The sequence below is a fragment of the Chelativorans sp. ZYF759 genome (assembly GCF_012911015.1).
In the GTDB taxonomy this organism is placed as follows: domain Bacteria; phylum Pseudomonadota; class Alphaproteobacteria; order Rhizobiales; family Rhizobiaceae; genus ZYF759.
In genome coordinates, this window is sequence record NZ_WVVV01000012.1 from 1 (window position 1) to 15702 (window position 15702).

Annotated in this window: 16 protein-coding genes, 1 tRNA gene and 1 pseudogene; 8 read left to right on the top strand and 10 right to left on the bottom strand. The window is 64.8% G+C overall.

Translation table 11 applies throughout. The features are described 5' to 3' along the window. Positions 1-170: pseudogene (locus tag GRZ55_RS23470) on the bottom strand (5-aminolevulinate synthase); the annotation flags it as partial. 236 nt (positions 171-406) lie between these two features. Here GRZ55_RS23470 and GRZ55_RS17210 point away from each other — a divergent pair. Together GRZ55_RS17210 and GRZ55_RS17215 are read left to right on the top strand one after the other, a co-directional pair. Next, a complete protein-coding gene (locus GRZ55_RS17210; RefSeq protein WP_169288199.1) occupies positions 407-1588 on the top strand; it encodes a hypothetical protein in 1182 nt (393 codons plus the stop codon). Beyond that, positions 1588-2208 (top strand): hypothetical protein, encoded by a 621-nt coding sequence (locus GRZ55_RS17215; protein WP_169288200.1) that lies wholly within the window; start codon positions 1588-1590, stop codon positions 2206-2208. The genes GRZ55_RS17210 and GRZ55_RS17215 overlap by 1 nt, the downstream gene beginning before the upstream one ends. Before the next feature lie 19 nt (positions 2209-2227). Here the strand turns inward: GRZ55_RS17215 and GRZ55_RS17220 are convergent, their stop codons facing one another. After that, positions 2228-3028, bottom strand: coding sequence for a hypothetical protein (locus GRZ55_RS17220; protein ID WP_169288201.1), 801 nt, complete (start codon positions 3026-3028; stop codon positions 2228-2230). Between the two features lie 409 nt (positions 3029-3437). Here GRZ55_RS17220 and GRZ55_RS17225 point away from each other — a divergent pair, with 409 nt between their 5' ends. Next, positions 3438-4484 (top strand): sensor histidine kinase, encoded by a 1047-nt coding sequence (locus tag GRZ55_RS17225; protein WP_169288202.1) that lies wholly within the window; start codon positions 3438-3440, stop codon positions 4482-4484. A gap of 9 nt (positions 4485-4493) precedes the next feature. On the opposite strand, the gene GRZ55_RS17230 is transcribed toward GRZ55_RS17225, so the two are convergent. The 3 genes from GRZ55_RS17230 to GRZ55_RS17240 are packed head-to-tail and all read right to left on the bottom strand — an operon-like array spanning position 4494 to position 6563. Further along, entirely contained in the window at positions 4494-4892 is a 399-nt protein-coding gene (locus tag GRZ55_RS17230) for a Fur family transcriptional regulator (RefSeq protein ID WP_169288203.1), read from the bottom strand. Next, positions 4889-5710, bottom strand: coding sequence for a zinc ABC transporter permease subunit ZnuB (gene znuB / locus GRZ55_RS17235; RefSeq protein WP_169288204.1), 822 nt, complete (start codon positions 5708-5710; stop codon positions 4889-4891). The genes GRZ55_RS17230 and znuB overlap by 4 nt, the downstream gene beginning before the upstream one ends. Next, positions 5700-6563, bottom strand: coding sequence for an ATP-binding cassette domain-containing protein (locus GRZ55_RS17240; protein ID WP_169288205.1), 864 nt, complete (start codon positions 6561-6563; stop codon positions 5700-5702). The genes znuB and GRZ55_RS17240 overlap by 11 nt, the downstream gene beginning before the upstream one ends. A gap of 122 nt (positions 6564-6685) precedes the next feature. On the opposite strand from GRZ55_RS17240, the gene GRZ55_RS17245 reads away from it, so the two are divergent. Together GRZ55_RS17245 and GRZ55_RS17250 are read left to right on the top strand one after the other, a co-directional pair. After that, positions 6686-7954 (top strand): zinc ABC transporter substrate-binding protein, encoded by a 1269-nt coding sequence (locus tag GRZ55_RS17245; RefSeq protein WP_169288206.1) that lies wholly within the window; start codon positions 6686-6688, stop codon positions 7952-7954. 131 nt (positions 7955-8085) lie between these two features. Next, complete coding sequence (locus tag GRZ55_RS17250) at positions 8086-8286, top strand: hypothetical protein (protein ID WP_169288295.1); 201 nt, start codon at positions 8086-8088, stop codon at positions 8284-8286. Positions 8287-8362: 76 nt separating this feature from the next. Here GRZ55_RS17250 and GRZ55_RS17255 read toward each other — a convergent pair whose 3' ends face one another. The 4 genes from GRZ55_RS17255 to aroA form a co-directional block, all read right to left on the bottom strand. Next, on the bottom strand, positions 8363-8560 hold the full coding sequence (locus GRZ55_RS17255; RefSeq protein ID WP_169288207.1) for a CsbD family protein: 198 nt from the start codon (positions 8558-8560) through the stop codon (positions 8363-8365). Positions 8561-8713: 153 nt separating this feature from the next. Then, positions 8714-10417, bottom strand: a complete 1704-nt coding sequence (rpsA, locus tag GRZ55_RS17260) for a 30S ribosomal protein S1 (protein WP_169288208.1) — start codon at positions 10415-10417, stop codon at positions 8714-8716. A 182-nt stretch (positions 10418-10599) separates the two neighbouring features. Continuing rightward, positions 10600-11259, bottom strand: coding sequence for a (d)CMP kinase (gene cmk / locus GRZ55_RS17265; RefSeq protein WP_169288209.1), 660 nt, complete (start codon positions 11257-11259; stop codon positions 10600-10602). 108 nt (positions 11260-11367) lie between these two features. Then, complete coding sequence (gene aroA / locus GRZ55_RS17270; protein ID WP_169288210.1) at positions 11368-12714, bottom strand: 3-phosphoshikimate 1-carboxyvinyltransferase; 1347 nt, start codon at positions 12712-12714, stop codon at positions 11368-11370. Positions 12715-13004: 290 nt separating this feature from the next. Between aroA and GRZ55_RS17275 the strand changes: the two genes are divergently transcribed. From GRZ55_RS17275 to GRZ55_RS17285, 3 genes are all read left to right on the top strand, one after another. Continuing rightward, positions 13005-13391, top strand: coding sequence for a TIGR02300 family protein (locus tag GRZ55_RS17275; protein WP_169288211.1), 387 nt, complete (start codon positions 13005-13007; stop codon positions 13389-13391). Between the two features lie 134 nt (positions 13392-13525). Further along, positions 13526-13601 (top strand) — tRNA-Ala (locus GRZ55_RS17280). A gap of 163 nt (positions 13602-13764) precedes the next feature. Further along, on the top strand, positions 13765-14190 hold the full coding sequence (locus tag GRZ55_RS17285) for a hypothetical protein (RefSeq protein ID WP_169288212.1): 426 nt from the start codon (positions 13765-13767) through the stop codon (positions 14188-14190). Here the strand turns inward: GRZ55_RS17285 and GRZ55_RS17290 are convergent. After that, positions 14187-15680, bottom strand: a complete 1494-nt coding sequence (locus GRZ55_RS17290; protein WP_169288213.1) for a PLP-dependent aminotransferase family protein — start codon at positions 15678-15680, stop codon at positions 14187-14189. The two genes, GRZ55_RS17285 and GRZ55_RS17290, sit on opposite strands and share 4 nt — an antisense overlap. Between the last annotated feature and the right edge of the window lie 22 nt (positions 15681-15702).

Below are 15702 nucleotides of genomic sequence, written 5' to 3' on the forward strand. Positions count from 1 at the left end.
CCAAGATAGTCGTTGGAGCACCAGACCGTGACCTCGCGCGCCTCCTCCCCCACGAAACGCTTGGCACGCGGAAACGACCCCGCCCGCCGCTCCAGATCCGCAAAGACCCGATAGCGTCCCTCATCGTGCAAGGCAGCCAGCCTCTCGGCAAAAAAGGCGTCGAAATTCATAGTCCGGCTCTCATTAGAACAATTATAAGCTGCTGCGCCTTATGTGCAAGCTGTGCGCTCAGACGCAATACCCTGTCCCTAATTTGTGGTGCGGCCAAAGCGCGCTTTCGCAAAAGTCTGGCCTCACACTCCTTAGAACGACTCAAAATTGCAACTCATCGCGCTTTGCATCATTGATCTCGCGCAAGGCAAGGAATCGATCCGGCGGAGGACAGAATCTCGACGCCCGAAAAGACATGAGCGGCGCGTCGTCCCAGGCGCAGGAACTGCCCGAGCCGAATGTGCTCGAGCGGCGGGCAAGCCTGTATCTGGAGAGACGGTCCGGGCGCAAGGAACGCAGCCCGGACCCCGCCAGCGTCGACACGTCCGAACTCTCCCGTATCCGTCGCAACGCCGTGGCCTGGGCCGTGCTGTCGGGACTGGTCTCGGGCGCCATCATCGGCGGCAGCGAGGCCTGGCTGCGGCTGGTCTATCGCGGCGGTATCGAGGACATGCCGTTCTGGGACCAGTTTCCCTACTGGGCCGCCTTCTATGCGCTGGTTGGCGTCATCACCGTTGTGGAAATGGCTTTTCTCTACTGGAACGCGCTGGATGCGACGGCACGTCTGAACGGGCTGATCGGCGCGCCGCTCGACGGTGAAGACCGTTCGGAATTCCTCGCCGTCGGGCTGGCGCGCGCCGCGCTGGAATCGCCAAACCCGCATCAGGTGGTCCACGGCGTCGACCCCTACGCGCTGATGCCGCGCTGGCGCCTGATCGCCCAGAACCTGCTCTACAAGGCGAAGGTCGGCGCCTCCAGCTTCATCCTGCGCATCCTGATGCGGCGCGTCTTCGCAAGAGCGGCCCTGCGCGGCTTCATCCCGCTGCTTGCCATCCCGCTTTATGCGATCTGGAACGCCTGGATCACCTGGCGTGTCGTCGACGAGGCCAGGTTGCGCACGCTCGGTCCCGGCGCCATCGAGACGGTGGTGGATCTCATCAAGTCCCACGATGGCGGGCTGAGCGAGGAAGCCGTCGACATCCTGCTCCACGGCGTGGCCGAGACGGTGATGCGTGGCTATGACGCCCACCCCAACTATATCCTGCTCATCAAGCGACTGGTCGAAGAGGTCGATCCCGAACGCGAGGAGATCGAGACGGACTGGGAGTCCGATCGCGACAATCTCGACCGGCTCGACGACGACGAGAAGACGATCGTGCTCGACGTCCTGACGCTGGCGACGGTTCTGGCCGGCAGGCCGCGGCGTGCCCAGCGCGATTTCCTGTCCGAAATTCACGGGCAGGCCGGGCGCAGGCTCGACCCCAAGGCGCTGAAGAAGCTTGCCAAGGCGTTCACCGCCGGAAGGGGGGTCGACGTCGACAAGCTGGAAGACGTCCGAGGGCCGGCGAAGGATGGAGGAGAGAAGGAGACAGGCTGATGTGGTCCTGGGTGACGGACAATTCAGACACGATCAATGTGGTTCTCAACGCCGCCATGCTGTTCGTCTGGCTGGGCTATTTCCACCTTCTCCATGTGACATTCAAGAAGCAGAACCGGCCGAACATCCTGATCAACCGGGGCGCCGGCGAGGATCTGGAAAGCCGCTGCATTGTCGCCAACATGAGCCCGAGCCCGATCTACGTGCAGGCGGTCAAGGTGGAGGTCACTGTCGGGGAGCAGAAATTCAGCCGGGTGGTGTCCGACACGGAGAAACTCCACGAAGGGCAGAGCGCGCGCATGGCCATCGAGACGACGGCGCAGGGACCGGTGGCCGAGGGCGACCTGCTCGATCTCGGCAAGTTCTCGCGGCTTGTCGAGATGGTGCTGCAGACCATCCCGCCCGACAAGCGACCGGCCTCGCCTGAAGAGGTGGACGAGATGGAAGTGACCGTGTTCGCCGTCTACACGGCGCGCAACGATCTTGTGGGCGCCAGCCGCCGGTTTCGTCTTCGAAAGGAGGGCGACGAAATCTCGCTCGTCCCGACCACCGTCATGGCGGTTCAAAAAAGCGGCTGGCGCCAGCGCAAGCAGCTGGCCGCGCAATATCCCCTGCGCTAGCGCGCGCAGCTCGCCGCCCTCAGCCGAACGAGAACCGGTGCCGGTTGCGCCGGATTCCTGCCACCAGGCGTGCGGTCATGTAGGTCCAGCCGATCAGCGGGACGCAAGCGACCGCGAGGTTATAAAGCACCCGCGGACGTGCCGGACCGCGCAGCGTGGCGATCCGGTCGGGGACGACGGCAACCACAAGCAGCCTTTCGGCTCTGTCCGAAAGGGCGTTCCACTCTTCGTCGCGCGTGAGAGCAAGCAACTCGTCGAGGAGTTCGGTGAGTTCCCCGGAGTTGTCGAGCGCTTCGCCCTCGGGCAGATCCTCGGGATGGATTTCGAGCGTGTCGGCGATGATGCGGGCAAGGATGGCCCGGTCTTCAGGCGGCACGAAGGGCGGCGGTTCCACGAGCGCCAGGCGCACCGGCTGAACCGAGCCCGTGCGCGGGATCAGCGGCAGGTTGGTCCGCAGAAGTTCTTCGATGACCTTCATCTGCGAGGCCATCGCCTCCGGCGAGAACTGCGCTTCGTCGACCTGTGACAGCCCCTCCAGATAGCGGGTGGCCTGCTGCCTTGTCTCGAAGGCACCCATCAGCCGTGCGGCGGCGACCAGCCCGGTACGCGAATGGAAGTCGCGGCCGACATAACGGATGGTCTGTTCCTCGCCCATATCCGAAAGCAGGACGAGATCCCGCACCACATGCGCATCCCACAGGAAGGGGAGAATGCCGTCATAGGAGAACTCGTCCTGGGCGTCCTGGGCCCGCGCCGCCACTGGTAGCGCGGCCGCGGCGAAGGCGGTCGCCAGAAGCCGACGGCGCGTCAATCCGGTCATCCTCGTACCTCCCGTGCAGCCATGCCTGTCGGCGACGAACGTAACGAGGCGTTCGCCCATGCGCAACGACTGCCGTTTATGCCAGGCCGCTCGCCCTGTGCCAGCCCGGAATGTTTTGAGATGAGGACGAGAACACCGGGTCGGGCGAGGCAGGGATGGGAGCCAATCCCATGGCCAGGCGGGAAACCGGAAAAACCGATCCTGTGTCCCATGTCGCCGTGTCCGGTTGACGCGACCCGATGTTCTCGACGTCCGAAGCGACTGGACCGATTCTTGTTCCAAGCTCGGAAGGGCGACCGGCGAATGCGTCCTCGGGTGCGTGCCGATGAGCAGCCCTTGCCGGGCGCCGGAACCAACAGGCGGGAATTGTTGTTGCTGTCTTCGACTGAAGACGCGATTATCATTTGACATGAAACAGGATGAAGCTGCCTCTTTTGACAGTTCTGACGGAACCGGCGATGCGCTCGTCGACGCGCGACTGGCGGCGATCGTGGAATCCTCCTTCGATGCCATCATCAGCAAGGATCTCGACGGAATCATCACGAGCTGGAACCCGGCGGCGGAACGACTTTTCGGCTATACGGCGGAGGAGGCTGTCGGCCAATCCATACTCCTGCTCGTCCCGCCCAGCCATCTCGATGAGGAAGCGCAGATTATCGCGCGCATAAGGCGGGGCGAACGCGTGGAAACTTTCGAGACCGTGCGCAGCCGGAAGGACGGTTCGGTCGTGCCCGTATCGCTGACCATTTCACCCATCCGCTCCCATGATGGACGGATCGTGGGCGCCTCGAAGATCGCACGCGACATTTCGGCCCGGAAGGAGACGCAAAGGCGCATCCGATTGCTGCTTCGCGAGGTCAACCACCGGGTCAAGAATCAATATGCGGTGATCCTTTCGATGGTCCGCGAAACCCTCAAGCACACCGGCTCGTCGGAAGAATTCGAGACCAAGCTGCGCGAGCGGATCATGTCGCTCGCCCGTTCGCATGACCTGCTCGTGAACCGGGACTGGCGGGGCGCCTCCCTGGCGGAACTGATCCTGCAGCAGATGGAGCCTTTCGGCGGCCAGGACAGCGTCCGGCTGGCAGGCCCGCCTCTTGTCCTGACACCGACCGCCGTGCAGTCGCTCGGCATGGCCTTTCATGAACTCGCCACCAACTCCGCCAAATATGGCGTGCTGGCGCGTGGTGGGGCCGTCGATGTCGCCTGGGGGATCGAGGACGGAGCGGATGGCAAGCGGTTCCTGCTGTCCTGGACCGAGGACACCTCGGAGCCGATGCTCATCACCGATATAAGCGACCGCAAGGGCTTCGGCAGCGTGGTGCTCAAACGCGCAACGCCACAGTCGCTGTTCGGCTCGTCGACTTACCACCGGCTCGACGGCCGTGTCTGCTGGACATTGACGGCTCCCCTGGAGCAGATCGAGCAGCCTGAGCCGGGCACCGAGCCCATCTAGCCGGCGCCGTCAGTTGCCCAGACAGGCCGCGCATTCGCCGCGGATTTCCACCGTGGTCCGACTTGGCTTGAAGCCATGTTCCGACGACCAGCTTGCCAGCCGTTTCTGGACGACCGCATCGGAGAACTCGTCCACGCGCCCGCACCTTTCGCAGATGGCGAAGGCGGCCGAGCCGTGGCTGTGGCTGTGCGGATGGGAACACGCCACGAAAGCGTTGATGCTTTCCAGCCGGTGAACCAAGCCCGACTCCAGAAGTTTGTCGAGCGCCCGGTAGACCTGCAGGGGTGCGCGGAGGCCGTCATCGCGCAACTGGTCGAGGATGGTATAGGCCGAAAGCGGCTGACCTGCCTTCTCCAGCGAGCCCAGAACCAGTGCCTGGTTGCGGGTAAGCTTCTGATGGGACGTCATCGGCGATGGCCCTCCGCTGTCTGGCGCCGGTACAACAGACCAGCCGGCAAGAGGCTTATAATGAAAAGCGCCAGCGCGGCCACCACGATCGAGGGGCCGGAAGGCGTGTCGTAATGCAGCGATCCGAACAGGCCGCCCGTTACGGCGACGGCCCCGATGAACGAGGCAAGCACCGCCATCTGTTCCGGCGTCGCGGCGAAGCGGCGCGCCGTGGCCGCGGGAATAATGAGCAGCGCGGTGATGAGCAGGATGCCGACGATCTTCATGGCGATGGCGATGACCAGCGCCATCAGGAGCATGAACACCAGGCGCGAGCGCTCCGGCGAAAGGCCTTCCGCCTCCGCCAGTTCCTCGTTGACGGTGGAGGCCAGCAGCGGGCGCCACAGCCACGCCACCAGACCCAGGATGACCACGCCGCCCGCATAGATGGTGGCGATGTCCATGCGCGAGACGGCGAGAATGTCGCCGAAGAGGAAACCCATCAGATCGACGCGGATCCAGGTCATGAAGGCCACCATGACGAGACCGAGCGCCAGCGTCGAGTGAGACAGGATGCCGAGAAGGGCATCGGTCGAAAGCGCACCCCTTTTCTGCAGCATGAGCAGCGCGAGGGAGACAAGGGACGCCACGACGAAGACGCCGATCGTGATGTCGATGGAAAACAGGAAGGAGATGGCGACGCCGAGCAGGGCGGAATGCGCCATGGTGTCGCCGAAATAGGCCATCCGCCGCCACACGATGAAACAGCCGAGCGGGCCGACCGTCAGCGCCAGCCCGATGCCGGCGACCATGGCGCGGGAAAAGAAATCATCGAGCATGGCCGGCTCCGTGGTCGTGGCCCTCGCCGTGATGATGGTCGTCGTGGTGGTGGCCGTCCTCGGGGTGGCAATGGTCGGTGATCGTCCCGTCGGCATGCATCACGCGGCCGTCGGCCAGATGCGTGTGGTCGTGGCGGTGCCGGTAGATGGCCAGCGTCTCGGCCGCGCGCGCCCCGAACAGGCGCAGATATTCCGGATCGGCAACGACGGACTCGGGCGTGCCGCGGCAGCACACATGGCCGTTCAGGCACAGAACGGTGTCGGTGTCGGCCATCACGACGTGGAGATCGTGCGAGATCAAGAGGATGCCGCAGCCGGTGCGGTCGCGAATGTCCCGGATCAGCTGGTAGAGCGCGACCTCGCCAGAAAAATCCACACCCTGCACGGGCTCGTCGAGCACCAGCAGATCCGGCTTGCGGGCAAGCGCTCTGGCCAGAAGCGCGCGCTGGAATTCGCCGCCGGACAGGTGCTGCACCTCCGCGCCTGCCAGATGCGCGATGCCCACGGCAACAAGCGCTTCCGTGATTTCGGCCTTGGGCAGGGGGCCGGTCAAACTCATCAGGCGCTCGACGGTCAGCGGCAACGTCCAGTCGATCGTGAGCTTCTGGGGGACGTAACCCACCTTCAGATCCGGCTGGCGCCGCACCGAGCCTTCATCCGCCTTGATGACACCGATGGCCGTCTTCGCGGTCGTGCTCTTGCCCGAACCGTTGGGCCCGATGAGGGTCACGATCTCGCCGCGGCGCACCTCGAGATCGATGCCGCGCACGAGCCAGCGCCCGCTGCGCCTCACGCCGGCGCCGGAAAGGGCGACCAGCGTGTCGGGCGCAAGACTGTCGGTTCGCTTCAGCATCCTGGTTCCGTCGGGGGTTGCCCACGGCATATGGCACACGTTATAGCGTTTCGCAATTGGACGTAATGTCATAACGTTAGCTTGCGATCGATCGTGACCGAGAAATCAAGAGGGAGAATGTGATGAAGAGCTTCAGACGGGTTGTGCTGGCATCGACGGCCATGGCGCTGTGCGCCACGGGGACAGCCCACGCGCTCGATGTGGTCGCTTCCATCAAGCCGGTACATTCGCTGGTTGCCGCGGTCATGGAAGGGGTCGGCGAGCCGGACCTTCTCGTGCGTGGCGCGGGCTCGCCGCACACCTATTCGCTGCGTCCCTCCGAGGCCGCAATGCTGGAACGCGCCGACGTGGTCTTCTGGGTCGGTCCCGACCTCGAAATGTTCCTGTCGGGTGCGCTGACCACCCTGGCCAGCAACGCCACGGTCGTGGAACTGAGCGAGTCCGAAGGTCTGACCCGGCTCGAATTCCGCGAGGGCGGACCTTTCGAATCCCACACGCACGGGGATGACGACCACGGGCATGCGCATGACGATCATGGGCACGCCGATCACGGCCATGCCCACGACGATGACGGCCATGACGATGACGGGCATGACGACCACGCCCATGACGACCATGGCCACGATCACGAAGACGCCGCTCATGCGCACGACGATGACGGCCATGACGATGAYGGGCACGACGACCACGCCCATGACGACCATGGCCACGATCACGAAGACGCCGCTCACGCGCACGACGATGACGGCCATGACGATGAYGGGCACGACGACCACGCCCATGACGACCATGGCCACGATCACGAAGACGCCGCTCATGCGCACGACGATGACGGCCATGACGATGACGGGCATGACGATCACGCCCATCACGGGGCCTACGACATGCATATGTGGCTCGATCCCGAGAACGCAAAAGTGTTCGTGGGTGAGATCGTGTCGGCGCTTTCGGCCGCCGATCCCGACAATGCCGCCACCTTCGCGGAGAATGGCGAGGCCCTGCAGGCGCGTCTCGACGAGCTTTCGGCCGAAGTCGATGCGGCACTTGCGGATGTGCGCGGGCGCGACTTCGTCGTCTTCCACGATGCCTATCAATATTACGAGAACCGCTTCGGCATCACGGCGGCGGGTTCCATCACCGTCAGCCCGGAGGTGATGCCGGGAGCTGCGCGTATCGAGGAGATCCGCACCCGCATCCAGGAACTCGAGGTCGCCTGCGTCTTCGCCGAGCCGCAATTCGAGCCGCGCCTGGTCGAGGTGGTGACCGAGGGCACGCCGGCAAGGGCGGGTGTCCTCGATCCACTGGGCGCCGAACTGGACGACGGGCAGGAGCTCTATTTCGAGCTGATCCGCAACCTGACGACCTCGCTGGCCGAGTGCCTCCAGGGCTAGAGGCCCGGGCAAGCTTCCGGCATGCGGCCGGGTCCTCCGGGACCCGGTCTTTTTTTTGCATGGCTCGACGGGCCGATCCGTCTCTGATTCAGATCAATGCGGAAAGTTGTGGGTGGGGTCAGTTCTCGGTGATGTGGAACGCTGCCTCAACCGCCCCCCTCGATCTGAAGATCGAACTTGCCGTCATCGACCATGACGGCACGCATGCGCTGGTTTTTGCCTGCAAGCGGACCGACAGGGGCTGGGCGCGGGCGGATACAGGGGAACTGCTGGAGGTCAACCCGACGCATTGGCGACCCTGGGCGGCCCACAGGCATCCGGACGGTATCTGACCTCTCTTCACAATAAAAAGGCGCGGATCCTAGAATCCGCGCCGTCGGGTATTATCATGCCGCATGACCGCGATGGTCAGCTGCGCGACAGCCAGTCGTCGACTTCGCGTTCGGCCTCGTCCTGCGCCTTGCCGTAGCGCTCCTTGATCTTGCCGACGAGCTCGGTGCGCTTGCCCTTGACGACGTCGAGATCGTCATTGGTGAGCTTTCCCCACTGCTGCTGGGCCTTGCCCTTGAACTGATCCCAATTGCCTTCGATACGATCCCAATTCATGGCGCGTCTCCTTCAGGTTACTGGCCCTCAAAGTGGCGGGCCGTCGGGAGAGGAACGTGGCAAGGGACGTCTTCGTTCCAGCCGGCTGGGGCAAAGAAAAAAGGCCCGCCGAAATTTCCGACGGGCCTTTGGCAATTCTTGTCCGAGAAAGGACTAGTCGTCCTTGCCCTGCTTCTTGAGCGCGGCGCCCAGGATGTCGCCGAGCGAGGCGCCGGAATCGGTGGAGCCGAACTGGGCAACCGCTTCCTTCTCCTCGGCGATTTCCAGCGCCTTGATCGAGACGGTGATGCGGCGCGTCTTCTTGTCGAACTGCGTGACGCGGGCATCGACCTTCTGGCCGACCGAGAAGCGCTCGGGGCGCTGCTCGTCGCGATCGCGCGACAGGTCCGAACGCTTGATGAAGGCGTCGAACTCGTGATCGACCAGCTTCACCTCGATGCCGCCGTCCTTGATGCCGGTGACTTCGCAGGTGACGACCGCGTTCTTGCGCAGTTCGCCCGAAGCCGCGGCTTCGCCGATGGCGTCACGGCCGAGCTGCTTGATGCCGAGCGAGATGCGCTCCTTCTCGACGTCGACGTCGAGAACCTGCGCCTGAACCATGTCGCCACGGTTGTACTCCTCGATCACCTGCTCGCCGGGACGGTTCCAGTCGAGATCCGACAGGTGGACCATGCCGTCGACATCGCCTTCCAGGCCGATGAACAGGCCGAACTCGGTCTTGTTCTTGACCTCGCCCTCGACCTGGCTGCCGACCGGATGCTCACGCGCGAAGGCTTCCCACGGATTCTCGAGCGTCTGCTTGAGACCCAGCGAGATGCGGCGCTTGACCGGATCGACCTCGAGCACGACCACGTCGACTTCCTGCGTCGTCGACAGGATCTTGCCGGGGTGGACGTTCTTCTTGGTCCAGCTCATCTCGGAGACGTGGATGAGGCCTTCGATGCCCGGCTCCAGCTCCACGAACGCGCCGTAATCGGTGATGTTCGTGACCGTGCCGGTGATCTTCTTGCCGAGCGGGTACTTGCCGCCAATGCCTTCCCAGGGATCAGCTTCCAGCTGCTTCATGCCCAGCGAGATGCGGTGGGTTTCCTGGTTGATGCGGATGATCTGCACCTTGACCGTCTGACCGATATTGAGGATTTCGGTCGGATGGTTGACGCGGCGCCAGGCCATGTCGGTGACGTGCAGCAGACCATCGATGCCGCCGAGGTCGACGAACGCACCGTAGTCGGTGATGTTCTTGACCACGCCTTCGACCACCTGACCCTCTTCGAGGTTCTGGACGATCTCGGAGCGCTGCTCTGCACGGCTCTCTTCGAGAACGGTACGGCGCGAAACGACGATGTTGCCGCGGCGCTTGTCCATCTTGAGGATTTCGAAGGGCTGCGGATTGTGCATCAGCGGGCTGACGTCGCGGATCGGACGGATGTCGACCTGCGAACGCGGCAGGAAGGCCACGGCGCCGTCCAGATCGACGGTGAAGCCGCCCTTGACCTGGTTGAAGATGACGCCCTCGACACGCTCGCCATTGGCGAACTTGACCTCGAGCTTGACCCAGCTCTCCTCGCGGCGAGCCTTCTCGCGCGACAGGACTGCTTCGCCAAGCGCGTTCTCGATGCGCTCGACATAAATCTCGACTTCATCGCCGGGCTTCAGCGTGCCGTCCTTGGCCTTGGCGCCGAATTCCTTCAGCGGGACGCGGCCCTCGACCTTGAGGCCCACATCGATGATGGCCATGTCTTTTTCGATGGCCGTAACAATTCCCTTGACGACCGAACCTTCGGCCAGATCCCGCTCTTCGAAGGATTCGTTGAGAAGGCTGGCGAAATCGTCACGGTTGGGGTTGAGTTCTGACATTGGTGCTCCTGGGATGCCCGTCGGCCATATCTGGCAGATCGAGCGGCGCCATCGGGTTGGTGTTTCGTAAGAGTGACCTGCATCCGGCGCTCGTTGATGCCGTCACCCGGTTTAGTTCGCTCAAAGCCGAAATGCGCCGCCGACCCCTCTCACGCGAGGGCGATCGAACGCCGCCTGTCGTCTCAGCTATGCTGTCCCGCCGCACGAGCTGCATCGATGATGGATATCGCCGCGCGAAACGCGGTTTCTATATCCATTTCGGACGTGTCAAGCAAGTGCGCGTCCTCCGCCGGCTTGAGCGGGGAATCGGCGCGGCCCATGTCGCGTTCGTCGCGCCGCCGGATCCCGGCCAGCACCTCCGACAGGCTCTCGCTGCCGCCGGCCTCGAGAATCTCGGCATGCCGGCGCTCGGCACGCGCCTGCGGGCTCGCCGTCACGTAGAGCTTCACGTCGGCGTCCGGACATACGACGGTGCCGATGTCGCGGCCGTCGAGGACGGCGCCGGGCGGCGTTTCGGCAAAGGCGCGCTGCTTTTCGACCAGGGCGCGGCGCACGGCGGGCATGACGGCAACCTGGGACGCCGCATCGGCAATGCCGTAGGCCGACAGCAGATCCCTATCGAGATGCGCGAGATCGATATTGGCGGCGGCGTGGGCGGCGAGTTCCTCATTGTCCAGCGGCAGGTCCTCGATCACCAGGGTCCGCGCCACCGCGCGATAGGTCAGGCCGGTGTCTAGATGGGGAAAGCCGTAGTGCTCGGCGATGAGGCGGGCGAGGGTGCCCTTGCCCGAAGCGGCGGGGCCGTCGATTGCGATAACGTAGCAGTTCGGAAGAGATTTCATTCAGCAGCGTTCATGAATTCGGCGGGTGCGTGCCAGAGAGCCTGGCGACGCCTGAAAGGTTCTTCTAGCGGGTTGTCGTCGTTTCGCCAAATCGCGACATGATCGGCACTAGTCCTGATCGATGGCGGCGCCAAGCTGCCCCATCAGAACCATGAATTCCGGGAAGCTCGTGGCGATCATGCGGGCGTCGTCGACGGTGACGGGCTTTTCGGAGGCCATCCCCAGGACGAGGAAACTCATGGCGATGCGGTGGTCGAGATGGGTAGCCACCGTGCCACCGCCCAATCCCTTGCCGCCCGGCCGGCCGCTGACGACGAGGGAGGCTTCGCCCTCGCTGCATGCCACGCCGTTGGCCTCCAGACCGCGGGCGACGGCCGCAAGCCGGTCGCTTTCCTTCACGCGCAGTTCGTCGAGCCCGTCCATGACCGTGTCGCCTTCGGCGAAGGCGGCCGCGACCGCCAGCACCGGATATTCGTCGATCATGAAGGGAGCGCGCGCCGGCGGCACGGTGACGCCCCTGAGGTCGGAGGCGCGGACCCGGAGGTCGGCCACCTCTTCGCCACCGGCATCGCGCCGGTCGAGAATGTCGATACTCGCGCCCATTTCCAGGAGCGTGTCGATCAGGCCGGTGCGGGTCGGGTTCATCAGCACGTTGGCGATGGTGACGTCGGAGCCCGGCACGATGAGCGCCGCCACGAGCGGAAAGGCGGCGGAGGAGGGGTCGCCGGGCACGGCGATGTCGCGTCCCTGAAGCCGCGTCTGGCCCTGGATGCGGATGTGACGCGCGCCGTCGCCATCCACCTCCACCTCGATCGCGGCGCCGAAGCCCGCAAGCATCTTCTCGGTGTGGTCGCGCGTGGCCACCGGCTCGATGACCGTGGTGACGCCGGGCGTGTTGAGGCCGGCCAGAAGCACGGCGGACTTCACCTGCGCGGACGCCATGGGCACGCGATAGGTGATGGGCGCGGCATGTTTCGGTCCGGCCAGCGTCAGCGGCATGCGGTCGCCGGGGACCGCGTCCAGCACCTGCGTTCCCATCTGGCGCAAGGGCGCCAGCACACGGCCCATGGGGCGGGACGACAGCGAGGCGTCGCCGACAAAACGAGTCTTCATGTCGTAGGTGCCGACCAGACCCATGGTGAGCCGTGCGCCCGTGCCGGCATTGCCGAAATCGAGCGGTTCGGCGGCCTCGAGAAGGCAGCCATTGCCGACGCCGTCGACGATCCATTCGTCGCCCGCGTGCTCTATATGCGCGCCCATGGCCTTCATGGCCTCGCCCGTGCGCAACACGTCCTCGCCTTCGAGCAGGCCGGTGATGCGCGTGCGCCCGGAGGCAAGGCCGCCGAACATCAGCGAGCGATGGGAAATCGACTTGTCGCCGGGCACGCGGGCTGTACCCGACAGAGGGCCCGCGCGCCTGGATGTCGCGGGCACAGGGGAAGCGTCCTTGGTCATTGCGTCCTGTCTGAAGATGCGCCGCGGCGCTCCTCGCCCGGCCGGAATGCGGGCATCCTCCTAGCATGAGGCGACGGTATGGTCACCCCTGCCTTGCCCCGTTGCGGCGCCCCCCGACATCCGGCGCCACATAGGCTTTGACAGGTGCCGGCCAAGTGTTTATGGGGACGCCAAATTCACCATCGCGCATTCGGTACGGACAGCCCGCCGCGCTTGGGCGCGAAGATGCCCGGCGCGGCATGAGGCGGCCTACCGGCCCGCAGGACACAGCCAGCACGAAGAGGCTTCACGTGGCAAAATCCGACATCGGCACCAAACGCATTTGCCCCGAAACGGGTCGCAAATTCTACGATCTGAACAAGGATCCGATCGTTTCGCCCTATACGGGCATGAGCTACCCGCTCTCCTTCTTCCAGACCGGCGGCAGCCGCGTCGAGGAAGAGGAAGAGGTCGAGGAAAAGGAAGTCGAGACCGAGGACGAGAGCGCCCCGGAGATCGTTTCACTCGAGGATGCCGAGGAAGACGACAGCGACGGCGATGCCATTCCCGGCATCGAGGACGAGGAAGACGTCGAGATCGACGATGATGACGACGACACTTTCCTGGCCGCCGACGACGACGATGACGATGACGACGTGTCGGATATCATCGGTGTGGACGACGAGGACGAAAATTGATCCTCGCCTGAACGGCAAGCCGCATTTCGGGCTTGCCAAGGGGGCGGCTCCCGGTTAGAAGCCGCTTCCTGTCGGGGCACGGACCAGCCCGCGCCTCCCGCAAGTCGGGACCGACAACACCCGCAAGGGTTGATGGGGCCATAGCTCAGTTGGGAGAGCGCTTGAATGGCATTCAAGAGGTCGGCGGTTCGATTCCGCCTGGCTCCACCAAGACACCCGGACTTCCCCGATCAGATGACCGCAGGCCGCTTGCCGCGACCTGCCTCGGTACGGCGGCGTCAGGTGTTGCCCGAAACTGTTGACCGTACCGTCAGGCTGTCGGAATGTGCGCACCGCCTCTGATGGCGATCGACATGCAGATCGGGTTCCCACAATGCGCCATCTCCTGACAATCCTCCTCCTCGCCGGCATGGCTGTGCCGGCTCTCGCCGCCGAACCGGCCGACGCGGTCCGGCCCTTCTACGAACATATCGGCCTCGAATATGAGGATGGCTCGCTGGCGCTTTTCGCCGACCCGGCACTGAGCGTGCTGGAGGGGGACCGCCGCATGGCCGAAGAGGGCGACCTCTGCCTCGGCTTCCTCATCGCCGTCGACGGACAGGATCACGACGAAGGCATCGCCGAATCGCTGGAACTGACCCAGACGGTGGACGGGCAGGAGGCCGAGGTGGTGGCAAGCTTCTCGAATTTCGGCCACCGCAGCCAGGTCATGTGGCGGCTGGTCGACCGGGACGGATGGAAGGTGGCCGATGTCGGCTCTCCCACCAACGGTTGGCTGTCCGAACTCTCCTGTGACTAGGCGGCCGCCGACCGCCGGCCGATGGCCGATGCGAGCTCGCGGATGCCGGGCTCGATGTGGTTGAGCGGGATTGACGATATGCCCAGCCTGAGGAAGCGGCTGCCGGTCTCGGCGTCGTCGAAGTAACGCGCTCCGGCCTGGGTGACGACCCCGCGGGCCGCCGCCGCCTCGACCACGCCACGCGCATCCGAACCGCGCGGGCCTTCGAGCCATACGGAGGTGCCGCCCGAGGTCCGGGTGATCTTCCATTCCGGCATCTGGAGCCGCAGTTCCGAGATCAGCCGTTCGCGCCGTTCCTGGAAGGACGAGGAAAGCCGCCGCACCAGCGCCTCGTGATGGCCGAGCGAGAGGAAGAGGGCCACCGCGCGCTGGTTGTTGGCCGGCGGGTGGCGCATCATGAAGCGCCGTAGCGCGCGCAACTCGGCCACCAGCGGCGCGGGCGCGACGATGAAGCCCAGCCGCAGGCCGGGCGCCAGTGTCTTCGACATCGAGCCGACATAGATGACGCGGCCCGAGCGATCGACGCTCTTGAGCGCCTGTTGCGGGGCATCGTCCGCCAGTTGGCTGTCGTAACCGTCCTCGATGATCACGCGGTCATTGGCCTCGGCATCGGCCAGGAGTGCCGCGCGGCGGGTCTCGCTCATCGCCACCATGGTGGGGCAATGGTGGTTGGGCGTCACGAACACATAGTCCGCACCCTTGGGAATCGCGCCGACATCGAGCCCGTCCCCGTCGACGGGTGTCGGCAGGACCTCGGCGCCCGAGAGCCGGAACACGTCGCGGGCTTCGGGATAGCCGGGATCTTCCATGGCCACCCGGGTGCCGGTTCCCATCAGGAGGCGCGACAGCATGTAGATCGCGTTCTGGGCCCCCAGCGTGACGATGATCTCGTCCGGATTGGCGAAGATGCCGCGCCGGGGCAGCAGGCGCGCCTGGATCTGTTCGATCAGGAGCGGATCGTCCTGGTCGATGCGATCGCCCGCCCAGTCGCGGATTTCCAGAACGGCCAGCGCCATGCGGTTGCACTCGCGCCATTCCGCGGTTGGGAAGAGGGCCGGGTCGAACTGCCCATAGACGAAGGGGTAGGGAGCCTTCATCCAGTTGTCCTGCTTGGTGGGCTCCGGCAGGTCCGTCGCCGCGATCCGGCGGCGGGCCTTCCAGTCGATGGCGGAAAGCGCCCGGTCCCCGAAGGGTGCGCCTGCCGGTGGCGAGGCCAGCACGTCGGGATTGACGAAATGGCCGCGCCTTTCCCTGGCGACGAGGAAACCCTGGTCGACGAGTTGCTGGAAGGCCAGCACCACCGTGCCGCGCGCCACGCCCAGCCGGTCGGCCAGCACCCGGCATGAGGGCAGCGGCATCGATGCGGCGATCTGGCGATCCAGAATGGCCGCGACGATGGCCTGGCGGATCTGCGCCTGCAGGGTCTGACCCGAATCGGGCGATAGCCGGAAAAGGCCGGACCAGATGGCGGGATCGGTGCGTTGAGCCATTCGGGTTCCTCCACGAGAGGGG

What these genes read in the sequence shown, in the direction of transcription:
- GRZ55_RS17210 (WP_169288199.1), top strand. Translation starts at nt 407, where the DNA reads ATGAGCGGCGCGTCGTCCCAGGCGCAGGAACTGCCCGAGCCGAATGTG.
- GRZ55_RS17215 (WP_169288200.1), top strand. Translation starts at nt 1,588, where the DNA reads ATGTGGTCCTGGGTGACGGACAATTCAGACACGATCAATGTGGTTCTC.
- GRZ55_RS17220 (WP_169288201.1), bottom strand. Translation starts at nt 3,028, where the DNA reads ATGACCGGATTGACGCGCCGTCGGCTTCTGGCGACCGCCTTCGCCGCG.
- GRZ55_RS17225 (WP_169288202.1), top strand. Translation starts at nt 3,438, where the DNA reads ATGAAACAGGATGAAGCTGCCTCTTTTGACAGTTCTGACGGAACCGGC.
- GRZ55_RS17230 (WP_169288203.1), bottom strand. Translation starts at nt 4,892, where the DNA reads ATGACGTCCCATCAGAAGCTTACCCGCAACCAGGCACTGGTTCTGGGC.
- znuB (WP_169288204.1), bottom strand. Translation starts at nt 5,710, where the DNA reads ATGCTCGATGATTTCTTTTCCCGCGCCATGGTCGCCGGCATCGGGCTG.
- GRZ55_RS17240 (WP_169288205.1), bottom strand. Translation starts at nt 6,563, where the DNA reads ATGCTGAAGCGAACCGACAGTCTTGCGCCCGACACGCTGGTCGCCCTT.
- GRZ55_RS17250 (WP_169288295.1), top strand. Translation starts at nt 8,086, where the DNA reads ATGTGGAACGCTGCCTCAACCGCCCCCCTCGATCTGAAGATCGAACTT.
- GRZ55_RS17255 (WP_169288207.1), bottom strand. Translation starts at nt 8,560, where the DNA reads ATGAATTGGGATCGTATCGAAGGCAATTGGGATCAGTTCAAGGGCAAG.
- rpsA (WP_169288208.1), bottom strand. Translation starts at nt 10,417, where the DNA reads ATGTCAGAACTCAACCCCAACCGTGACGATTTCGCCAGCCTTCTCAAC.
- cmk (WP_169288209.1), bottom strand. Translation starts at nt 11,259, where the DNA reads ATGAAATCTCTTCCGAACTGCTACGTTATCGCAATCGACGGCCCCGCC.
- aroA (WP_169288210.1), bottom strand. Translation starts at nt 12,714, where the DNA reads ATGACCAAGGACGCTTCCCCTGTGCCCGCGACATCCAGGCGCGCGGGC.
- GRZ55_RS17285 (WP_169288212.1), top strand. Translation starts at nt 13,765, where the DNA reads ATGCGCCATCTCCTGACAATCCTCCTCCTCGCCGGCATGGCTGTGCCG.
- GRZ55_RS17290 (WP_169288213.1), bottom strand. Translation starts at nt 15,680, where the DNA reads ATGGCTCAACGCACCGATCCCGCCATCTGGTCCGGCCTTTTCCGGCTA.